Below are 18,216 nucleotides of genomic sequence, written 5' to 3'. Positions count from 1 at the left end.
CTCGCCGGGTGCCACCGTAAGCGGCATGACCACGCTGACGTTCCCGATCGGCCACTGCCTCGGGACGGTCCACGCCGCGGGCAGTCATGTCCAGCAGGTGCGGCTCGGCGGAGAGATCGTCGACCTGGCTGACGAGGAGTTCGCGGTCTGGGCGCTGGCGCACGCTCTGACCGGCGGCCGCGGCCCGCTGATCGACAGCTTGCTGGCCAGGAACCTGCTGGTCGAGGTCGATGTGAACAATCCAGCCGGCTTCGCCGAACGGCACCGGCTGCTGCCACTGAACCTCGGCCTCGGGAACACACCGGAACTCCCGGCGATGTTCAAGTCGGGCACCACCGACCTCGAACTCGCTGGAATGACCCGAACGCTCTACGACCTGTGGCTGTGGGGGCATCTGTCTCCCAATCTGCTGATCGCGTGCAAGGAACACAACGCCGACCTCACTGCCGTGGTGACCGCACTCCACGCGTTGCTCGCACCGAGCGCAGCATGCCTGGACCTCGCCGTACAGGAGTACTGATGACCGCTGTCTTTCCGGTCGGCCACCGCGCCGGTCCGCACGTCGTCCGTGTCGGCCGTACTGCGGAACACCTGAGTGAGTCCGAGTTCGGCGTCTGGACCCTGGCGCACCGGTCGTCCACCGCGACCGAGCTGGTGACTGAGTGTCTGGAAGCCGAGATCGACGACGCGGAACACCACTTCGACAAGTTGCTGGATCGAGGCGTGCTGACGCGGGCCGATGAGCCCATCCAGTTCGCGCAGCGGCACCGGCTGCTGCCGTTGTTCGTCGGGCTCGGCAATCGTCCTGACGACCTGGAGCGGTTCGCGATCGGCGTACCAGGGCTGGAGCCACTGGCCACGGTGAGTACGGCGACCTACGAGCTGTGGCAGTGGGGGTGGGTCGCGCCGTCGCTGTGGGCGCACTGCGAAGTACTCGCGACGATCCGCGAGCAGACCGCGGGCGAACCGGGCACACCGGGTGCCCAGCTCGACCTGGTACTCGACGGGTTGTCCGCGCTGTTGTCGAAGTTCGTTGCTGTCCTCGAACCGGTCTCATGACACCGCTGCGGCTACGTCGGCCAGCTGCAGCGTGCGCAGTTCGCTCACGTCCGGGATGCCGTCCGACCGCCGCAGGCGCTGCGACTGTGCCTTCCGGACCCGGTCGAACAACCGCCGGGCGTCGCGGGCGTTGCCGAAGTTCGCAGTCTGCGAGACCCGCGCGAAGTGCTGCTCCAGGATCGGTGCGGCCGCGGCGTCCAGGTCGTACTCACTCGCGGCGACCATCCGCTGCACGATCAGGGTGAGCTCGTCCGGGGAGTAGTTCTCGAAGTCGATGGTCTTCGAGAACCGTGACGCCAGGCCGGGGTTGGCGTCCAGGAACCGGAGCATCTCGTCGCTGTACCCGGCGACGATCACCGCCGCCTCGTCACGGTGGTCCTCCATCAGCTTCACCAGCGTGTCGATCGCCTCCTGGCCGAAGCTGTCGTTCTCGGCCCCGGCCCGGGACAGCGTGTAGGCCTCGTCGATGAACAGCACGCCACCTGTCGCGTCCTGGAACACCACTGAGGTCTTCTCGGCGGTGTGACCTTGGTACTGGCCGACCAGGTCGCGCCTGACGACCTCGCTGAACTGTCCCTTCGGGAGGATGCCGAGCGCCGCGAGCAGCTTGCCGTAGATGCGAGCCACCGTGGTCTTGCCGGTCCCGGGTGCGCCGGCGAACACCAGGTGGTGGCTCAGACCGCCGACCGGCAGACCGGCCTTCCGGCGCCACTCGTTCACCTGGATCTCGTCGATCAGGCTGCGCACCTCGTCCTTCACACCGGCCAGTCCAACCATGGCGTCCAGTTCTGCGAGCAGCGACTCCACGTCTGCCGCCGCCGGCTGGGCCGTGGTCGCACGTGCCTCCACCTGCACTGCGGAGGTCACTGAGACCCGCTCTGGTTCGGCCAGGTCGAGTGCTGGTTCGGCGGTGTTCTCCCAGCGGCACGAGACGACCTCGCCCTGGCATCGGCGTCCGAAGACCACGGCCGGGCCGGCGGCGTCGCGGACGAGGGTGTGCCGCAGGACCGCGGTGGAGTCGTACGCGATCAGTACGCCCGCTTCCGCCGTACCGGAGACCTCGCAGTTCTCGATGGTCGGCCGGCCGTACTGGTACGCGTAGATGCCGCGGCGACCGCAATCGGTGACCTGGGTGTTCCGCAGTACGACGGTTGCGCCGAGGCGGACGATGACGCCGTCCGCGGACACACCGGACACGTTGGTGTGCTCGATCTGGGCGGTGCAGTCCTCGAGCACCAGTCCGTGTTCGCCGCCGTCGACCTGGCAGTGCGACACGGACACGTCGGCCGGTCCGGTCACGAGGACGACGGGACCGAAGCGGGCCGAGAGCGCGCAGCGCTCGGCGAGCAGGGTGCCGCCGCGGAGCTCGACGGCCGGTGCGTCGCCGGCGCGGATGGTCAGGTCGCGGAGTCCGAGGCGTCCACCCGCGGTTCGCAGTACGGGCGTCTGCGCGGACGTGGCGTCGATGACCACGTCCCCTGCGTCGGCGGTCAGCGTCAGCGACCGGTCCGCAAGGTCGATGACCTCCCGATAGACGCCGGGGGCGATCGAGACGACGGCGTCCTCGGGAGCGTCGAGTACGGCGGCTCCGATGCTCGGGTAGGCACCTGGACGGTCCGGCGCCACCATGAGGGTGCGGCTCATCGCGTCCCCACCCAGCCGCGCTCGGCCGCTTTCAGCCCGGCCTGGAATCTGCTCTGCGCTCCGAGCCGGGCCATCATCTCGGACACCATTCGGCGTACGGTCCGGACCGACACACCCAGTTGCGCGGCAGCGGAGGCGTCGGTGCCGCCGTCGCCGAGGAGGGAGAGCACTTCGCGTTCGCGGACGGTCAGCCCGGACGCGTCGCCGAGTCCGGTTGGCTGGCGCAGTGGTGTGGCGGCGTGCCAGATGCGTTCGTACAGCTCGGTCACTGCGCCGACAGCGGACGCCAATCGGAGGATGCTGACCGCGCCGCGACCGGTCCGATCGGCCGGCAGGGCAACGGTCGCCGAGTCGACGATCATCGCGCAGAGCGGGACGGTGGTCGCGGTCCGGACCTGTGCACCGTTGCGGGTCAGTTGCTGCAGTCGGCGGGCCAGCATCGGGTCGGTACGGGCGGCGTCCGGGACGAGGATGCGGTAGCGCACCGGTGGCGCCAGTACGCCGGTGCCGAGCTCGCGGAGGCCGGCGATCGGGTCGGAGAGAGCTGTGGTGGCCGGCGTACTGACCAGCACCTCGCCGGCTGCGGACTTGAGCAGCCCCTCGATGGTGCGCTGTGCGGCTGCCGGGCTCCCGGCCCAGTCCAGGGCGCTGTTGCCGTCGCCGAGCGGTGCCGGGTGCCGGCGGGCGAACTCGCCGGCGATCTCGGCCGCGGCCACCCGGCTGCGTTCCAGGTCGCGAGTGACCCGGGCCAGGTCGGCCTCGCGTTCGGCGAGCAACGCGGTGAGGCTGAGCCTCGGGTTGAGTGGGCGGACCACTTCTCCCGAGCCGGCGCGGGAGAGCAGACCGAGACCGGTCAGGTGCTGGATCACGTCGTGGGTTGCGGCGTCGTCCAGTCCGAGCCGCTCGCCGAGCTCGGCCGGGGTCCACGACGGTCGCTCGAGGACAACCAGATACGTACGCTCGGCGGTCGCGTCGACGCCCAGGTGGGCGAGCCGCAGTCCGGTGGTGCGGATCTGCGGCGCGGACTTGACGGCTCGTGGGTAGCGCGCCGCGCGGAGGTACGAAGCGCCTTCGGTGGGCTCTGAGTGGTACACGGGACACCTCGCTCGATTCGGTCGAGTCAGTGCGACTCGGTGAACACCAGAACCATCGCGACCCCGCGTCCAGCGCGAATCTCGCCGCAGTCCACGCCCGATACACCCGATACATTCCCTGTCCAGCCCAATGATCCAGCCGCCTGTATCAGGCGCGGATCAGGCGCGGATCACGGCAGGGCGGCGATGAACGCGGCCCGCTGCCGGCCGGTCCGGGGGACCGAGACCGGGGCGGGTGGGGCGTCGGCGTGGGCGAGGACCAGGGCGTGGTCGAGGTCGCTCGAGGTGGTGACGGTGACAGCGCCGGCCTGCTGGAGAGCGAGGTGCGCGGGTACGGCGTACATCCGGTAGCGGCCGGGGCCGAGGCCGAGGGCGTCCCACTCCTCGGAGATGTGCTTCGGGGTGAGCGTGTTGAGCAGACTGGTCAGTTCGCCCGGCCCAAGCGGTTCGGCGCGGAGACCGCGTCGCCGGAGGCGTTTGCTGAGCCGACGCACGGTGTTGGCGAGGAGCAGTTCCAGCTCGGTGTCCTGGTGGCGTCCGGCGGACCGCAGCGCGGTGACTGCGATCCAGGCGCGGCCGGGCTGCCGGAGCAGCTTCACACGCAGACCGGTGTGCTCCTCGATCAGCTCGGCCGGCGTCAGGTCTGGGGGTACGTCGCTCTCCAGTACGACGGTCACGCCGTCGGGCCGGATGATCGTGCCCGCCTCCACCTCAGCTATCTCGAGCCGTCCACGGACCCCCTCGACCGCCACGAACCGAGTCCCGCGCACCAGGTAGCCACCGGCCAGTCGAAGCCACTCGTAACACCACAACCCACGCCACCGGCAGGCGGTGGCCACCAGCACCCCGATAGCCACGAGCCCTGCAGCCACATCAGCCACCCACCCCCGCCCAACCAGCCAAGCCACCAGCCCGACCCCGACCTCCCAACAAACCACCTGCCCCAAGCCAACCCGCGCACCACGCACCGGAGCAGGAGCAGGTACGGCAGCCGGTGCCAAGTGCGCGACGGGAGCAGGACCAGATGCGGGGACAGGTGCGGGACGGGACGCGGCTGCTGGTGCAGGCCGAGCAGGCGGAGTTGGCCTGGCAGCCAACTGAGCGGTGCGGGGTGGAGCGACTGTGGTGGTGATGAGGGTGTTTGTGAGGTGGGGTGCCGCGGGGGTGGCGGTGGGGGCGGTGGCTGGGGTGGTAGTCATGCGGCTTCCCGTCCTAGGGGTGTGGGGTGAAGAGTTCGTCGTCCAGCAGCGGACCCGGGGTCTGGCGCCTGGGACGGGGAAGCGTGAAGTCGGGGTCCTCGGTAGGGCGGCCTTGGAGGGTGGGCTGCACGCCGGACTCGCGGAGGTGGTCGTCCTTGGCAGAGCGCTTGCGGGAGCCCGAGCGGACTTCGTTGGAGCCGCCCCCACCGGATGCTCCGGACATCGGCGGAGTGATTGCAGGCATCGACTTGGCAGCAGCCGCGGCCGCCCGCGCGGCACTGCCGGCCAGGCCTGGTTCACTGCCTGGGGCGATCCGTGCCCCGGTCGCCGACGATGCGACCACCGGCGTACTGCGGAGGGAGCTGGTCATCGCGCCGACTGTCCCGGCAAGCACCGCGACCGGAATCCCACCGGGCGACCCGCCAGCCGCGCCGACTGTCGACAGCGGCACTCCGATCGACGGCGGAACCGCCGATGTCGTAGCCCCACCGGCCAGCGTCAGCTGGTCCGGACGGATGACCGCGCCCGGCAGATCCTTGTAGTCCGGCAGCTTGGTCAGCGAGTCGTGCGCGTCGCCGAGGCTCCCCGACTGCGCCAGTCCGGTGACGGTCTGCACCAGGTTCGCGCCCTTCTCGAGCGCACTGAACAACTTGTCCGTTGCGTCCAGCACATCCGTCACCGACGCGGCGGTTACCGGCGACGACGGCATCGCTGCGCCACCACCCGGCCCTTGCCAGCCCTGAGTCGGCTGCGGTACGGCGGTGGGCGCCTGCATGACCATCCCGACCGCCTCCATCATCCCGGCGCCGACCTGCTGCAGACCGACCGCGACCTGTGCCGCGAACGGCCCGATGATCGGTACGCCGCTCAACGCGACCGCGGTGTCGTATCCGCTCTGCAGCGCCGGCATCGCCGCCTGCGCCGCGTTCAGCGCCGTACCGCCCAGCCGGAGCGCCGCCGACATCGCACCGGTGTACGCCGCCCACTCGCCGAGCGACGCGAGACTGCCGACCACCTGTCCGTTGAACGCGACCTGCGACAGCGACCCGATGCTCAGCGGCCACGTGGTGACGACGGCGTTCGCAGCGCCGAGGTCGCCGTGTGTGGCGAGCAACTGCTGGCACGCCGAGCCCCACATGTCGGCGCCCGCGTGCCAAGGTTCGGCGCGCTGCCCGTACAGCATCGTCGCCATCGCGTTCAGTTCCATCCCGAAGTACGCACCCATGATCGCGTCCCGTCAGTCCGTTGCCGTCGGCAACTCGTCGGCGAGCGCCCGGTGCGTGATCGCGTTCGACTGGTCGGTGGACTCGAAGCGGCCGGCGATCGACAGCGCGGCATCGATCAGTGTCGCGATGCCGTTCGTGGCCTGCAGCGTGACCGTGCCGGTGTTCTCCACGCAGAACCGCACGTGTGCCTCGACGGTCGCGCTCTCCGGCATCGGTCCGGCCAGCGGCGGTGTCGCCTGGACCGTGCCGGAGACCGGCGTGACGGTCGCCAGTGGTGCGAGCGCCGCGAACTGGCGTAGCTCGTCGGGCACCACAGTCAGCGTGCCGATGTCCATAGTTCCTCCTGAGGTTGAGGGATTGGTTAAGGGCCGATCGGGTAGGTCGCCGCGTCGGGATCGAGCGCGTGACCAGCGGGCAGTCGGCTGATCAGCTCGGCCGGCAGCCGAACCACAGGTGGTTGGTCGTAACCGAGAACACCCAGTACGTCGTGACTCGCCAGCTGATACCGCCGTCCGAGATCACTCACGAACGACAGCGCCCCGGATCCAGCAGGCTGAGCCGGTGACGCCATCGCCTCCACGACCGCCCCGTACCCGGGCTGTACGACGACCGCGTCCGCCAACGCCAGCCCGCCGATGCCACGTCCTGTTGTGACACCGGCGTCGCCGGCCGAGGGCAATGAGCCGGCCAGGGTGAACCGCGGCCGGAACTCACCATCGGAGAACACCGCGCACACCGAGTCCCCAGAGGACTCCGGCCGTGCGAACGTCGGCCGCGTAGCCGGCAACGCTGAGTCCGTGGTCGCCGTACTCACCCCGCCCGCCACCTGCGCCACCACGGCCGGATCCAACCGCACAGCTTCCGGCACGGACCCCGGGTACGCCTCTCGAGTCACCGGCGCAGTGCGCTGTACGTCGTACTGCAGCGAGCTGATCGCCAGCAGGCGATCCCGTTGCAGCAGGTAGTACTGTCCCTGGCCGGTCGACGTCTGTACGACGTACAGCGTGCCGATCCTGCCCGGTCGAAGCAGACCGGACTGCGTGCCTGCACCCGGCACAGAGATCGGTCCGAGTGGTGCACCGGATGGAACGAGGTCCAGCCACACGGACGGCACCGGCAACCACGCCTCGTTGTTCAGTGCGAGCGCTGCGGCCACAGTCGCCTGCTGCTGGATCAGATGCCGATAGCCGCGCCAGATCAGGTACCGCCGACCATCTGGTCCGACAACAAGCAACGAGTCGACCGCAGCACCGGGCTGCTCGGTTCCCACCAGCAGAACCGACCGCACGATCGCACTGCCTGCCGAGTCGACACCTGGTCTCGCACACAGCGACCACCCACTCCCGAGCAGCCGACTCTTGGCGGGCAAGGAGTCCGGTGCGTCCGGGATCCCCACCCGCTGGCCACGCGGTACTCCGAGCAGCGACTTGGCAGACACCATCAGCGGCGCGCTGTACTTGTTCGCGAGCAGCAACGCCGACACGTAGTTCGCGGCCGGATACAGCACCCCGTCGCGGTACACGTACCGCGTCCCCGTCTCCTTCTCGACGATGACGCGATCACCGGACTTCCACGATGTCTTGCCGCCGGGTGACAGCTGCCCGTACACGCCTGCCCCTGCCAGTGCGAGTACCGCGAGCCCGATGCCGATCAGCATGGCGACGATGCCACGCCGGAACGGCGGGAACTCCGGATCGGTCTCCCGCAGCAGCAATGCATGCGTCAGTCGCTGCTGTACGAACTGGTGCGACTGCAGTTGATCCCGCTTGGAGGCCATCGGTCACCCACCCAGCCCGCGCACGTACGCGTACAGCCCGAGCACCGACAACACGACCGGCACCACGAGCAGGACCAGCACCACTTCAGCCAGCTCGGCGTATCGGGCGAGGTACGCACCTGGCTTGTGCCCCGCGTACCAGAGCCCGAGGAACGCAGCGACCGCCGCGAACCCCAGCAGGCTGTACGGCGTGAGCACGAGCAACCAGCCGAGTCCGAAAAGACCCGCACCGATCAGACTCAACCGGTGCGTCACTACCGGTAGCAACCGTGCCCGCAGCAAGCAGATCCCGGCAACGAGCACCACCAGCACCCGCCCTGGCGTCGAGGTGGACAGCGCCAGCACACACAGGCAGCAGGCGAGTCCGCCGGCCAGTCCGACGAGGATGCCCGTGGAGAGCGCCGCTGACCGCAGTACGGCGGCGTACACCAGGCGTCGGGGTGGCTGGGGTGCGTCGGCCAGCAGATCCGCCGTACTGGTGGGCAGGACGGGTTTCGGCAGTCGACCGATCCGCATCGCGATCGGCGCGGCCATCGGTATCAACGCGACCGCCGCGGCAGCGACAACGGCAGCGGATCGGGTGCCGTCCAGCGCACCACTCAGCCAACCGGCAACGAGTGCGAGGATGGCCGCGGTCACCGGGGCCACGAACACCGCAGTGTGTCGCGCGATCCCGACGTACCCGATCAGCCCGAACAGCAGCACTGCCGCGCCGCCTGCGGTCAGCTGCGGTGCACCAAGCTCCGACAGCCGAAACGATGCGGCAGGCAACAAGGCTCCGCCGGCCAGCGCGAACACCACCGACACCGCTCCGGTGGCAGCAGCCGCCGAGGCATCGCCGACAGCACGGGACAGTACGACGCCAACCGTCATCAGCACGCCTGCGACGACCAGCGCGAAGAGGGCCACGGAGGACCACGGCGGTCCACTGCGCAACTCCAGAGCAAGTGCGGTGAGCAGGGCGGCTGCTCCCGCGACCAGTCCGCACCAGCGGGTCGCTCCTGGCGTCCAGGCGCGGCCGCCGGATCGTGCGTCGGTGGCAATCGCGTCCACGAGGTCGTCGTACTCGAGCTCCGGCCAGTGCTGGTGGGCCGGAGCGAGATGCAGGATCTCGCCGTCGCGCACATCCTGCCCGGCCAGGTCCCGGTGCGTCTCCAGCGCTTCGCCGTCGGGTCGCCGAAGGATCCAACCGCCTTGTAGTGCGCCGAGATCGGCGAGGTCGTCGCCGGCGTGCCGCAGGATGCCGGGCAGCACTTCGGCCACCGTCGACCGCTCCGGCAGGGCCAGGTCGATGCGGCGTTCGGGTGCGTCGATGGTGACCTTGACCAGTCCTCGGATGCTCACGGCAGCAACCGTGGCACGCACAGCATCACGGGGCTCTGTGCTTGCAGCTTGTGGACAGTCAGCAAGTGGCCGCAACCCCCTGTGCTCCTGCCGCACCACCTAACGTCCTGGAGCATGTCGACAGTCATCGTCAGCAGACCGCCACGGCGCGACGGTCCGGCGCTGCCCACCGGCGACGTCACGCTGGACGCACCGCCGGCGTTGCCGCAGACTGCGAGCAGGCAGCTCTCGCAGTACGTGATGATGGTTCCGATGCTCGCGGGCGGTGCCGCTATGGCGTTGATGTACTCGACACTCGGCGGTGGCGGCAGGATGAGCTACATCGTCGGCGGTCTGTTCGGACTCTCCGCACTGGGCATGGCGGCAGTGGCGTTCGCAGGACAAGGCGCACCACGCCGAGAGATGGCGCGCGCACGACGCGGCTATCTCAGACACCTGTCCCAGCAACGGATCCGGGCCAGGCGTGCCGTCACCCAGCAACGGACGGCGCTGTCGTACTTGCACCCGGATCCGACGCAGCTTTGGACGTTGGTCGAGAGCTACCGGCTCTGGGAGCGCCGCCGCAACGACCCCGACTTCGCGATCGTCCGCGTGGGCACTGGTGCACAGCCACTGGCCACACCGGTCGCTCCACCTGACACAGCACCACTGGAAGAGCTAGAGCCCTTGTCCGCCGGCGCACTGCGCCGCTTCATCACGACGTACTCGTCAGTGCCGGGACTACCCGTGGCGATGGCCCTGCGCGGCTTCTCCCGCGTGTACGTCGATGGTGAGCCGGACCGCGCTCGCAGCCTGGCACGCGCGCTGATTGCGCAGCTGGCCACGTTTCACTCGCCGGATGACCTGCTGATCACCGCCGTCATCGGTCCGGAGACCAGGCCGGACTGGGAATGGCTGAAGTGGCTGCCGCACGCACACCATCCGGAGAAGTCCGACGCACTCGGACCGATCCGGCTGATCAGCAAGAGCGTCCCGGACCTCGAGTCAGTGCTGGACGATCTGCTCGCGCAACGGCCGCGGTTCGACCCGGCAGCGTCGAGTCGAGTGGACGGCCCGCACATCGTCGTAGTGATCGACGGCGGCGATGTGGTCGGTTCGGACCACCTGATGACCGGCAACGGCGTCGAAGGCGTCAGCGTCATCGACCTGACCACAGAGCCGCCCCGACTGCTCGATCGCTCGACTGTCCTGCTGGACGTGTCGGATGACGGTGCGCTGACCAGCATCACCATGGACGGCGAGTCCGACGTCGGTACGGCGGACAGCTTCACCACCGCGGACGCCGAAGCGCTGGCCCGCCTCCTGGCACCGCTGCGACTGTCGACCGGCACGGACGGCGAGGAGAGCTTCGCATCCGCGTTCGGACTGACCGACCTGCTCGGTCTAGGAGAGCCGTACGACTTCGACCCCATTCGCCACTGGGGACCCAGGCCGAACCGGGACCGGCTGCGCGTGCGGTTCGGCGTCACCGCGGACGGTACGCCGGTCGAACTCGACCTGAAGGAGTCCGCCCAGGACGGTATGGGACCCCACGGTCTGCTGATCGGCGCGACCGGTTCGGGCAAGAGCGAGCTGCTGCGCACCCTGGTACTCGCCCTGGCCGCCACCCACTCGTCCGACAGCCTGAACTTCGCACTGGTCGACTTCAAAGGTGGGGCCACCTTCACCAAGCTGGACCGGCTGCCGCACACCAGTGCGGTGATCACGAATCTCTCCGAGGAGCTCGCTCTGGTCGACCGGATGTCGGATGCGATCGGCGGTGAGATCATCCGCCGCCAGGAGCTGCTCCGGCGAGCCGGCAACTACGAGTCCGTGCGGGAGTACGAACTCGCTCGCGCGGCGGGAGCCGACCTGCCCGAGGTACCGACCCTTCTGGTGATCTGTGACGAGTTCTCCGAGCTGCTGTCCGCCAAACCGGACTTCATCGACATGTTCAACCAGATCGGTCGCCTCGGCCGCGCACTCGGCGTACACCTGCTGCTGGCCAGCCAGAAACTCGAAGAGGGTCGCCTACGCGGGCTGGACGCCCACCTGTCGTACCGGATCGGGTTGCGGACGTTCTCCGCGATGGACAGTCGCGTGGTACTCGGCATCCCGGACGCATACGAGCTGCCACGCGCCCCCGGGCACGGGTTCCTGCAGATCGGCACCGAGACCCTCGTCCGGTTCCGCTCCGCCTACGTGTCCGGTGTGCATCGGCCGGCGGCGAGTTCGGTTGCGGCTGGCAACCATGTCGCGGATGACGTGGCGGAGTACACGAGCGCCTATGTTTCGAAGCCTGCCACCGAGGACGATGAGCAGCCCGAGGAGGACGGGGTCGGCGAGAAGCTGCTCGACATCCTCGTCGATCGCCTGGAGAACAAGGGCAAACCGGCTCACCAGATCTGGCTGCCGCCACTGGACGACCCGCCGCTGCTCACCGGCCTCCTGCCGGCCCTGACCGTCGACCCCGACCACGGGCTCACCGCCGCAGGACCACGCGGAACGCTACGGGTACCGATCGGACTCGTCGACAAGCCGTTGGAGCAGCGACGCGATCCGTTCGTCGTGGATCTCTCGGCGGGTGCGGGGCACGCGGTGGTGGTCGGCGGCCCACGCAGCGGCAAGAGTACGGCGGTCCGCACACTGATCTCCGCGCTCGCTCTGACGCACACGCCACGCGAGGTGCAGTTCTACTGCCTCGACTTCGGCGGCGGATCGCTCACCACGCTCCGCGAGCTCCCGCACGTCGGCGGTGTCGCGTCCCGTCTCGATGTCGGCGCCGTACGCCGGACCGTCGCGGAAGTACTGCAGCTTCTCAGCAACCGGGAACGCTTCTTCGCCGAACACGGCATCGAAGGTATGGCGTCGTACCGGGAACGGCGTGCGGCAGGCGAGTTCGCGGACGACCCCTGGGGCGACGTCTTCCTCGTCGTGGACGGCTGGTCGGTCCTGCGCTCCGACTTCGAGGAACTCGAGACGACCCTGGCCGAGATCGCCGGACGCGGTCTCGCGTACGGCGTCCACGTGGTCGCGACCTGTTCGCGGTGGTTCGATCTGCGGGGCACGATCCGCGACCTGTTCGGCACCAGGATCGAGCTGCGGCTCGGCGACCCGGCCGACTCGATGGTGGACCGCCGGGCCGCGATGAGCGTGCCGACCGACAAGCCCGGCCGTGGGCTCGCCGGCAAGGGGCATCACTTCGTCGTCGCGAGTCCGGACGGCGATCTCGGTGCGCAGCTCGCCGCCGCGTGGCCGGTGTCGGGCGCGCCGCGCGTACGGCTGCTTCCGCTGCAGTTGCCCGAGGAGCAGCTGGCCGCAGTACTGCGTCGCCAGCAGCAGGAACGTCCTGGATTGCCCATCGGGCTGGCGGAGCGCGACCTCGGACCGGCGTACGTCGATCTGGACGCCGACCCGCACTTCCTGCTGTTCGGCGACACCGAGACCGGCAAGACCGGGTTCCTGCGCTGGACCGCCCGGTCGATCGTCGAGCGCTACGAGCCCACCGGGGCGCGGATCATCCTGGTCGACTACCGGCGCTCGCTGACCGTCGCCGGCGAGCACGTCATGGGAACCTTCACGGATCCGCGCGGCGTCGAGGCGATGGTCGCCGACCTGCTCCCGGTGCTCGAACGCCGGCTGTCCGGCGAGTGGACCGGACCGCAGATCCATGTCCTGGTGGACGACTACGACCTGGTCGCCGGCCACACCAACCCGCTCGCCGGTCTGGTCGACTACCTCGCCCACGGCCGCGACATCGGCCTGCACCTGATCGTTGCCCGCCGTACCGGCGGCGCCGGCCGGGCGATCTTCGAACCGCTGATCGCCCGCCTCCGCGACCTCGGTACGCCGGGACTCGTGATGAGCGGCGACAAGTCCGAAGGCCCGCTGCTCGGCACCACCAAACCCCAACCGCAACCGCCCGGCCGCGGCCTGTTGGTGGACCGCCGGGGCAACCCCAACCTCGTCCAAATCGTCAACTGCCCGGCCGCAACGGAGGAAAGCGCATGAGCTTGCTGTTCGACACAGACGAAGTACGGAACTTCCGGGACGCGCTGCCCGCGGTGGACTTCACCGAAGTGGCCGGCCTGATCAAGGACGGCTCCAATCTGGCCGGCCGAATGGACGAGAGCAAGAAGATCCAGTCGATCCACGTCGTGCTTCTCCATGAGCTCGAGTCCTTCGGCACCGATGTCCCGCTCGGGATCGAGGCGCTCCGGCAGTTCGCCGACCACGTGATCGAGACCTACACGGGCGTCGACGGCGACAACGCCGCCCGGCAGGCCGCGATCAACAAGTCGTTCCGGCCGGTCGAGTCGAACCCGGAACCCGACATCTCGCCGGTGTTCCCGAAGCTCCCCGACCCCGAACCCGCACCGAAGTAGCAGAGGCAACGCCATGGACTACAGCAAGATGAACGCCCAGGAGCTGTACGACGTCGTCGCCGCCGAGCACCCCGCTGCCTGGGATGCGGCGGCGAAGGCCTGGGGGAAGACGGCGGTCCTCGCGAGCAACGCCGCGGGCGGGGTCAGCTCGGCGAGCGGACACGTCACGATCTGGCGGCAGAGCAACGACTCGGACGCACAGAAGGCCTTCGACGATCGCATCCAGCGCGACGTCGAGGTACTGAACCGGTGGACCTTGTTCGGGCAGAACCTCATGCTGCGGATGAACCTGGTGTCCGCGGTGCTGTCCTCGGCACAGGTCGAGATGCGGGCGTGGGCCGCCGGACGTGCCGACCAGGTCAGGATCCGCGACCAGGCCGGCGACGACTACGGTGCACGAAACTCGGCATCCAACGAGATCGACCGCCTGGACGGGCTGGCGCGCGGCCGGATGCAGTTCGTCGCCCAGACGATGAACGAATCGATGAGCGACAAGGATCCTGAACGGCCGGGACGTTGGACCGGGCCTCGTGCCGCACCTGGTGGCGCGGCTGCGCCGGAGACCCGGGACGACCAGACTCCCGGCCCCGGCACCGCGGGGGACACCGGTGCGGGAGCAGGGACCGGAGCAGGTGCGCCGGACACCGGGGATGCCAACCCGAGCACCCCGGAGAAGCCGACGACACCAGAGAAGCCGACGACACCGGAGGCGAAGGATCCGGTCGAGGAGGCCGGGAAGCTGATCGACGTGGTCGGCAAGGGGATCGATCTTGTCGGCAAGGTGCCGGAAAACCTGGACAAGTGGCTGACGCTCGCCCAGAACGCGAAGGACCTGCTCGGAGCCGACCCGTCGTCGGCGGCCACGACACCGGACCCCGGTAGCGCGGTGTCGAACGGACTCACGACCGACGAGCCCGCGTTGGCAGGTAGTGCCGGCACCGCGCCGATCTACAAGCCCGAGCCCTACACACCGCCTACCACGAGTAGTGGCGGCTTCGGTGGCGGCGGTCTGGGCTCGATCGGGATGCCCTTCTCCGGCGGTGGCGGCGGTGGCGGTCACACCGGATTGCCGTCGGGTACGACGGACCGCCCGGCTGCATCGTTGCGATCGGCAACTACCGCGGGCGGCACCGGCGCGGAACCCGCACTGACCGGGAAGACCGCGACGACCGCCACGACCGGAACGCAGTCGAGTGCGCCGCCGATGTATCCGCCGATGAGTGGAGCAGGCGCGGCCGGCGCCACCGGCCGCGGCGAGATCCGTCCTGGCGCGGCGGCATCCAAGCCGGGCTTCACCGTGCCGGCCGAGTCCACCGCATCCGAGCGGATGCGCCGCCAAGGTGTGCAGTCCGACCTCCAGGGCCGGACCAACGGCGAGCACGGGACCCCGTCCGGAGCACCCCCACTGCGCAAGCGCAGAGCCTCCGCACGCTCCCGCCGTACCGCCACCGAAGACGTGCTGGACGAAGAGCTCTGGAAGCTCCAAGAGGGTGTCTGAGGACAGCACAACTGGCCATTCCATGGCCGCAACCGGAACGCGCCCGGAGGACGCGGCACCGGGACCTAGCGTGACATCGACCGGTGATCACGCGCCGGCAACAGCAGAGGAGGAAACACCATGGCCGGTGTGGAGACCGAACTCCAGCGCATGCAGCGGACGGCCCACGAAGCCGCCACGATCGGCGACAACCTGAAGGCGGTGATGACCGCGCTCGACAACGCGATGGGCGGGCTCACCCCGATGGACGGACAGATCAAGAACGTCTTCTGGCAGGGACACAACAACCACCTCGACGCGGTGGGCAGGCTGTGCGCGAAGCTGCACCAGATGTCCGAGGGCATCACCACCTCGAAGAACGGCTACGAGTCCGAGGACTCCGGCAGCCAGGCCGCGTTCACCCAGGTCGGGTCCGGCACCGCACTCGACGTCACCAAGCTCTGAGGAAAGGCGCACTGATGCTGATCAACTATCCATTGGACGCAATGGCACGCGGCGCGTTCGACATGGCCACCGCGAACCACAAGGTGACCGAACTGCAGAGCCGGCTCCAGTCCGCCATCCAGGCGCTGCTCGGCGCATGGCAGAGCCAGGAAGGCTCGCCACAGCTCCAGGCCGTGCAGCAGCTGTGGATCCAGGCGAACGAGGAGATCAACCTGGTGCTCAGTCGCCGGAGCGACGCTCTCGACGACGCACGGATCCGGATGCACCGCGCCGACCGGTCGGCGGCCAACGCCCTGGACATCCGCGCCTGATCCACCGCTCGAGCCCGGCCCCTGATTCTCGAGGGGCCGGGCTCTTGTCCGTTCGTCAGCCGGCCCGCCAGCCGCGACGGCGGCCGAGCGGTACGACGACCGCGGCGATCACCACTAGCAACGCGCAGATCCCTGCTAGTACGGCGATCCGCCGCCCTTCCCGACCCGCGAGGTTCCAGGCGACCGTACGACGCACTGCGGCCGGATCGACTGTCGACGGGCGGACCGGCGGCAGGACCGCGGGCTTCGTCGTACTGAGAACGTCCTGGACGGCTCGGTACGGGTTCACCACGCCGGCGCCGTACTGATCGGCCGGCCCGGACGCCGGGGTAGCGGTCGCGATCAGCCGGGCCGCGACTTCGGCGGCCGGCAGCTTCGGATCGGCGGCGCGGACGAGGGCCGCCGTACCGCTGACGAAACCCGTCGCGAAGCTCGTGCCGTCGTAGTAGCGGTGACCGCGGACGCGGGTCGCGGCCAGTACGCCCCCGCCCGGCGCGGAGATGTCGACGTACGGCCCGACCTGCGAACTCGGGAGCCGTGAGCCGTCGATCGTCATGGCGCCGACACCCAGCACTCCCGGGTACGCCGCCGGGTAGGTCACGGGATCCGGTCCCCGCTGGGCGTGGGCGTTGCCGGCCGCCGCGACGATCAGGGCGTCGTGGCGCTGCGCGTACCGAACGGCCTCACGAACGGGCTTCTGGTCGGCGTACAGCGACAGCGAGATGTTGATGACGGTCGCACCCGCGTCGACGGCGTACCGGATCGCGCCGGCGAACACTCCTCCGTTCACCGCCTCGCCCTGCTGCTCGCTCGCGTCGCGTTCGCTGACCCGGATCGGCAGGATGCGCGCGCCCGGGGCGACGCCGCGGAACCCGGTCCCGGGCAGCGGTCGCGCGGCGATGATGCTCGCTACCGCCGTACCGTGCGAGACGCAGTCGAAGTTCGCGCGTTTGTCACCTGGCGTCAGGACGTCCTTGCCAGGCAGGACCGCGCCGGGTTCGCGCAGCTGCGGATGGTCGGCGTCGACGCCGGAGTCGATGACGGCCACCGTCACGCCACGACCGGTGGTGACCGGCCAGGCGCGCTCCGGGGCCAGCCAGGTGGTTGCCCAGGGCATCTTGGTGACCGGTTGCCCGCCGGCCTCGGCGGTCTGGCACTGCCCGGCCGGCGGTGTCGCGGACGCGGGCGTCGCGGTGGCGGCCAGCGCACCCAGTACGGCGGCCGCGGCTGCTGCTCTGACAGGCTTCACGATCCGGACCGTACGGCGCGGCCCGATCTGGCCACGGGTTCTGACCCCTTGTGGCCAAGGACTGACCACGATGCCGCCGACCGCCGACGCTAGGAGTCGGAGGTGTGTGATGGAGATGCCGAATCTCAACCTGGACAAGGAACTGGCTGCGTTGGGTCTGAACAGCGGACTCGACGAGTTGACTGCCGCGACCGACGCGCTGGATCGCGCCTTCGACGAGACAGTCGTGACGGTGGTCTCGCCCGACCGGCTCGTCAAGGTGACCGTGACCGGACGCGGCGACGTACGCGAGATGGAGTTCGATCCCGGCATCTACCGCACGGAAGACCCGCGCGCACTGGCCGCGACGATCCTCGCCACCCTCGGGCAGGCCCACGCCGCCGCGGCCGCCAAGATGCAAACGGCGTACGGCGCCTTCCAGGAGCACCTCGATGACTGACCGGATCCAGGTCGACATCCCCGGTGTGGACCGCGCGGCCGAGGCCTGCCGGCAAGCCGGCGGGGATGCCCGCGCCAAGCTGACCAGTTTGCTGCTCGGCGTGACGAAACACGCGATCGAGAGCGCCGCGGGGAACGACGACTACGGCAAGCAGATCACCGATGGCTGGGCCAACAGCGGTGCCGAGCAGTTCCCCGAGGGCGCGAAGTCGATCGAGGCCGAATTGCTCGGCCGTGGGTACCAGATGACCGGTTGCGCGGAGCGCGCGGAGGCCACCGACGCGGACGCGTCGCAACAGGTCCGGGTCGCGGACATCGGGCTGCGGCGGGTCACAGACCACTGGGAGCCGGTTCCGCAGGACGAGGCCTAGCTGCCGTGGGACTGCACCTGCCGGGTTGGCTGAAGTCGATCCTCGAGGGCGGCGCCGAGCCGCAGGCCGACGAGGACAAGCTGTACGCGCTGGCCGATCAGTACGACGCCTGCGCGGCGTACCTCACGGGTGAGCTGGCGACTGCCGTCCAGGCCGCGGGCAATGCGTTCAGCGCGACGTACCACGGGGAGGCCGGGG

General features: G+C 69.5%; 17 protein-coding genes. 9 read left to right on the top strand and 8 right to left on the bottom strand.

The annotated features are described in order from the left end of the window. The first annotated feature begins 25 nt into the window (after window positions 1-25). Both EV651_RS23780 and EV651_RS23775 read left to right on the top strand, forming a co-directional pair. Window positions 26-520, top strand: a complete 495-nt coding sequence (locus tag EV651_RS23780; protein WP_133787459.1) for a hypothetical protein — start codon at window positions 26-28, stop codon at window positions 518-520. Then, window positions 520-1,059 carry a hypothetical protein gene (locus tag EV651_RS23775; RefSeq protein ID WP_133787458.1) on the top strand — a complete coding sequence of 180 codons (540 nt, stop codon included), beginning with the start codon at window positions 520-522 and terminating at the stop codon, window positions 1,057-1,059. Before EV651_RS23780 ends, EV651_RS23775 begins: the two co-directional genes overlap by 1 nt. On the opposite strand, the gene EV651_RS23770 is transcribed toward EV651_RS23775, so the two are convergent. From EV651_RS23770 to eccD, 7 genes are all read right to left on the bottom strand, one after another. Next, window positions 1,054-2,703, bottom strand: a complete 1,650-nt coding sequence (locus tag EV651_RS23770) for a right-handed parallel beta-helix repeat-containing protein (protein ID WP_133787457.1) — start codon at window positions 2,701-2,703, stop codon at window positions 1,054-1,056. The two genes, EV651_RS23775 and EV651_RS23770, sit on opposite strands and share 6 nt — an antisense overlap. Beyond that, entirely contained in the window at window positions 2,700-3,797 is a 1,098-nt protein-coding gene (locus EV651_RS23765; protein WP_133787456.1) for a LuxR family transcriptional regulator, read from the bottom strand. Before EV651_RS23765 ends, EV651_RS23770 begins: the two co-directional genes overlap by 4 nt. A gap of 170 nt (window positions 3,798-3,967) precedes the next feature. Next, window positions 3,968-4,669, bottom strand: a complete 702-nt coding sequence (locus EV651_RS23760; protein ID WP_166658739.1) for a type VII secretion protein EccE — start codon at window positions 4,667-4,669, stop codon at window positions 3,968-3,970. A 340-nt stretch (window positions 4,670-5,009) separates the two neighbouring features. Continuing rightward, window positions 5,010-6,221, bottom strand: coding sequence for a hypothetical protein (locus EV651_RS23755; RefSeq protein WP_133787454.1), 1,212 nt, complete (start codon window positions 6,219-6,221; stop codon window positions 5,010-5,012). A 12-nt stretch (window positions 6,222-6,233) separates the two neighbouring features. Then, on the bottom strand, window positions 6,234-6,557 hold the full coding sequence (locus EV651_RS23750; RefSeq protein WP_133787453.1) for a hypothetical protein: 324 nt from the start codon (window positions 6,555-6,557) through the stop codon (window positions 6,234-6,236). 26 nt (window positions 6,558-6,583) lie between these two features. Beyond that, window positions 6,584-7,999: a type VII secretion protein EccB gene (eccB, locus tag EV651_RS23745; RefSeq protein WP_133787452.1), complete on the bottom strand. Its 1,416-nt coding sequence runs from the start codon at window positions 7,997-7,999 to the stop codon at window positions 6,584-6,586. Window positions 8,000-8,002: 3 nt separating this feature from the next. Beyond that, entirely contained in the window at window positions 8,003-9,343 is a 1,341-nt protein-coding gene (eccD, locus tag EV651_RS23740) for a type VII secretion integral membrane protein EccD (protein WP_133787451.1), read from the bottom strand. Between the two features lie 114 nt (window positions 9,344-9,457). Between eccD and eccCa the strand changes: the two genes are divergently transcribed. From eccCa to EV651_RS23715, 5 genes are all read left to right on the top strand, one after another. Beyond that, window positions 9,458-13,333 (top strand): type VII secretion protein EccCa, encoded by a 3,876-nt coding sequence (gene eccCa / locus EV651_RS23735; RefSeq protein ID WP_133787450.1) that lies wholly within the window; start codon window positions 9,458-9,460, stop codon window positions 13,331-13,333. Further along, window positions 13,330-13,707, top strand: a complete 378-nt coding sequence (locus EV651_RS23730; protein ID WP_133787449.1) for a hypothetical protein — start codon at window positions 13,330-13,332, stop codon at window positions 13,705-13,707. The genes eccCa and EV651_RS23730 overlap by 4 nt, the downstream gene beginning before the upstream one ends. 13 nt (window positions 13,708-13,720) lie before the next feature. Then, window positions 13,721-15,205 carry a hypothetical protein gene (locus EV651_RS23725; RefSeq protein ID WP_133787448.1) on the top strand — a complete coding sequence of 495 codons (1,485 nt, stop codon included), beginning with the start codon at window positions 13,721-13,723 and terminating at the stop codon, window positions 15,203-15,205. A 120-nt stretch (window positions 15,206-15,325) separates the two neighbouring features. Continuing rightward, window positions 15,326-15,649, top strand: coding sequence for a hypothetical protein (locus tag EV651_RS23720; protein ID WP_133787447.1), 324 nt, complete (start codon window positions 15,326-15,328; stop codon window positions 15,647-15,649). A gap of 14 nt (window positions 15,650-15,663) precedes the next feature. Beyond that, a complete protein-coding gene (locus EV651_RS23715) occupies window positions 15,664-15,960 on the top strand; it encodes a WXG100 family type VII secretion target (protein ID WP_133787446.1) in 297 nt (98 codons plus the stop codon). A gap of 55 nt (window positions 15,961-16,015) precedes the next feature. On the opposite strand, the gene mycP is transcribed toward EV651_RS23715, so the two are convergent. After that, window positions 16,016-17,209, bottom strand: coding sequence for a type VII secretion-associated serine protease mycosin (gene mycP / locus EV651_RS23710; RefSeq protein WP_133787445.1), 1,194 nt, complete (start codon window positions 17,207-17,209; stop codon window positions 16,016-16,018). Between the two features lie 109 nt (window positions 17,210-17,318). Between mycP and EV651_RS23705 the strand changes: the two genes are divergently transcribed. Continuing rightward, on the top strand, window positions 17,319-17,648 hold the full coding sequence (locus EV651_RS23705; RefSeq protein ID WP_202870482.1) for a YbaB/EbfC family nucleoid-associated protein: 330 nt from the start codon (window positions 17,319-17,321) through the stop codon (window positions 17,646-17,648). After that, window positions 17,641-18,018: a hypothetical protein gene (locus EV651_RS23700; RefSeq protein ID WP_133787444.1), complete on the top strand. Its 378-nt coding sequence runs from the start codon at window positions 17,641-17,643 to the stop codon at window positions 18,016-18,018. The genes EV651_RS23705 and EV651_RS23700 overlap by 8 nt, the downstream gene beginning before the upstream one ends. Window positions 18,019-18,216 lie beyond the last annotated feature (198 nt).

The sequence above is a fragment of the Kribbella sp. VKM Ac-2571 genome, assembly GCF_004362255.1.
GTDB lineage: Bacteria > Actinomycetota > Actinomycetes > Propionibacteriales > Kribbellaceae > Kribbella > Kribbella pratensis.
The sequence above is the reverse complement of the archived record's forward strand: the minus strand, read 5'-3'. Positions and strand labels throughout refer to the sequence as shown.

What these genes read in the sequence shown, in the direction of transcription:
- EV651_RS23780 (WP_133787459.1), top strand. Translation starts at nt 26, where the DNA reads ATGACCACGCTGACGTTCCCGATCGGCCACTGCCTCGGGACGGTCCAC.
- EV651_RS23775 (WP_133787458.1), top strand. Translation starts at nt 520, where the DNA reads ATGACCGCTGTCTTTCCGGTCGGCCACCGCGCCGGTCCGCACGTCGTC.
- EV651_RS23770 (WP_133787457.1), bottom strand. Translation starts at nt 2,703, where the DNA reads ATGAGCCGCACCCTCATGGTGGCGCCGGACCGTCCAGGTGCCTACCCG.
- EV651_RS23755 (WP_133787454.1), bottom strand. Translation starts at nt 6,221, where the DNA reads ATGGGTGCGTACTTCGGGATGGAACTGAACGCGATGGCGACGATGCTG.
- EV651_RS23750 (WP_133787453.1), bottom strand. Translation starts at nt 6,557, where the DNA reads ATGGACATCGGCACGCTGACTGTGGTGCCCGACGAGCTACGCCAGTTC.
- eccB (WP_133787452.1), bottom strand. Translation starts at nt 7,999, where the DNA reads ATGGCCTCCAAGCGGGATCAACTGCAGTCGCACCAGTTCGTACAGCAG.
- eccCa (WP_133787450.1), top strand. Translation starts at nt 9,458, where the DNA reads ATGTCGACAGTCATCGTCAGCAGACCGCCACGGCGCGACGGTCCGGCG.
- EV651_RS23730 (WP_133787449.1), top strand. Translation starts at nt 13,330, where the DNA reads ATGAGCTTGCTGTTCGACACAGACGAAGTACGGAACTTCCGGGACGCG.
- EV651_RS23725 (WP_133787448.1), top strand. Translation starts at nt 13,721, where the DNA reads ATGGACTACAGCAAGATGAACGCCCAGGAGCTGTACGACGTCGTCGCC.
- EV651_RS23720 (WP_133787447.1), top strand. Translation starts at nt 15,326, where the DNA reads ATGGCCGGTGTGGAGACCGAACTCCAGCGCATGCAGCGGACGGCCCAC.
- EV651_RS23715 (WP_133787446.1), top strand. Translation starts at nt 15,664, where the DNA reads ATGCTGATCAACTATCCATTGGACGCAATGGCACGCGGCGCGTTCGAC.
- EV651_RS23705 (WP_202870482.1), top strand. Translation starts at nt 17,319, where the DNA reads ATGGAGATGCCGAATCTCAACCTGGACAAGGAACTGGCTGCGTTGGGT.
- EV651_RS23700 (WP_133787444.1), top strand. Translation starts at nt 17,641, where the DNA reads ATGACTGACCGGATCCAGGTCGACATCCCCGGTGTGGACCGCGCGGCC.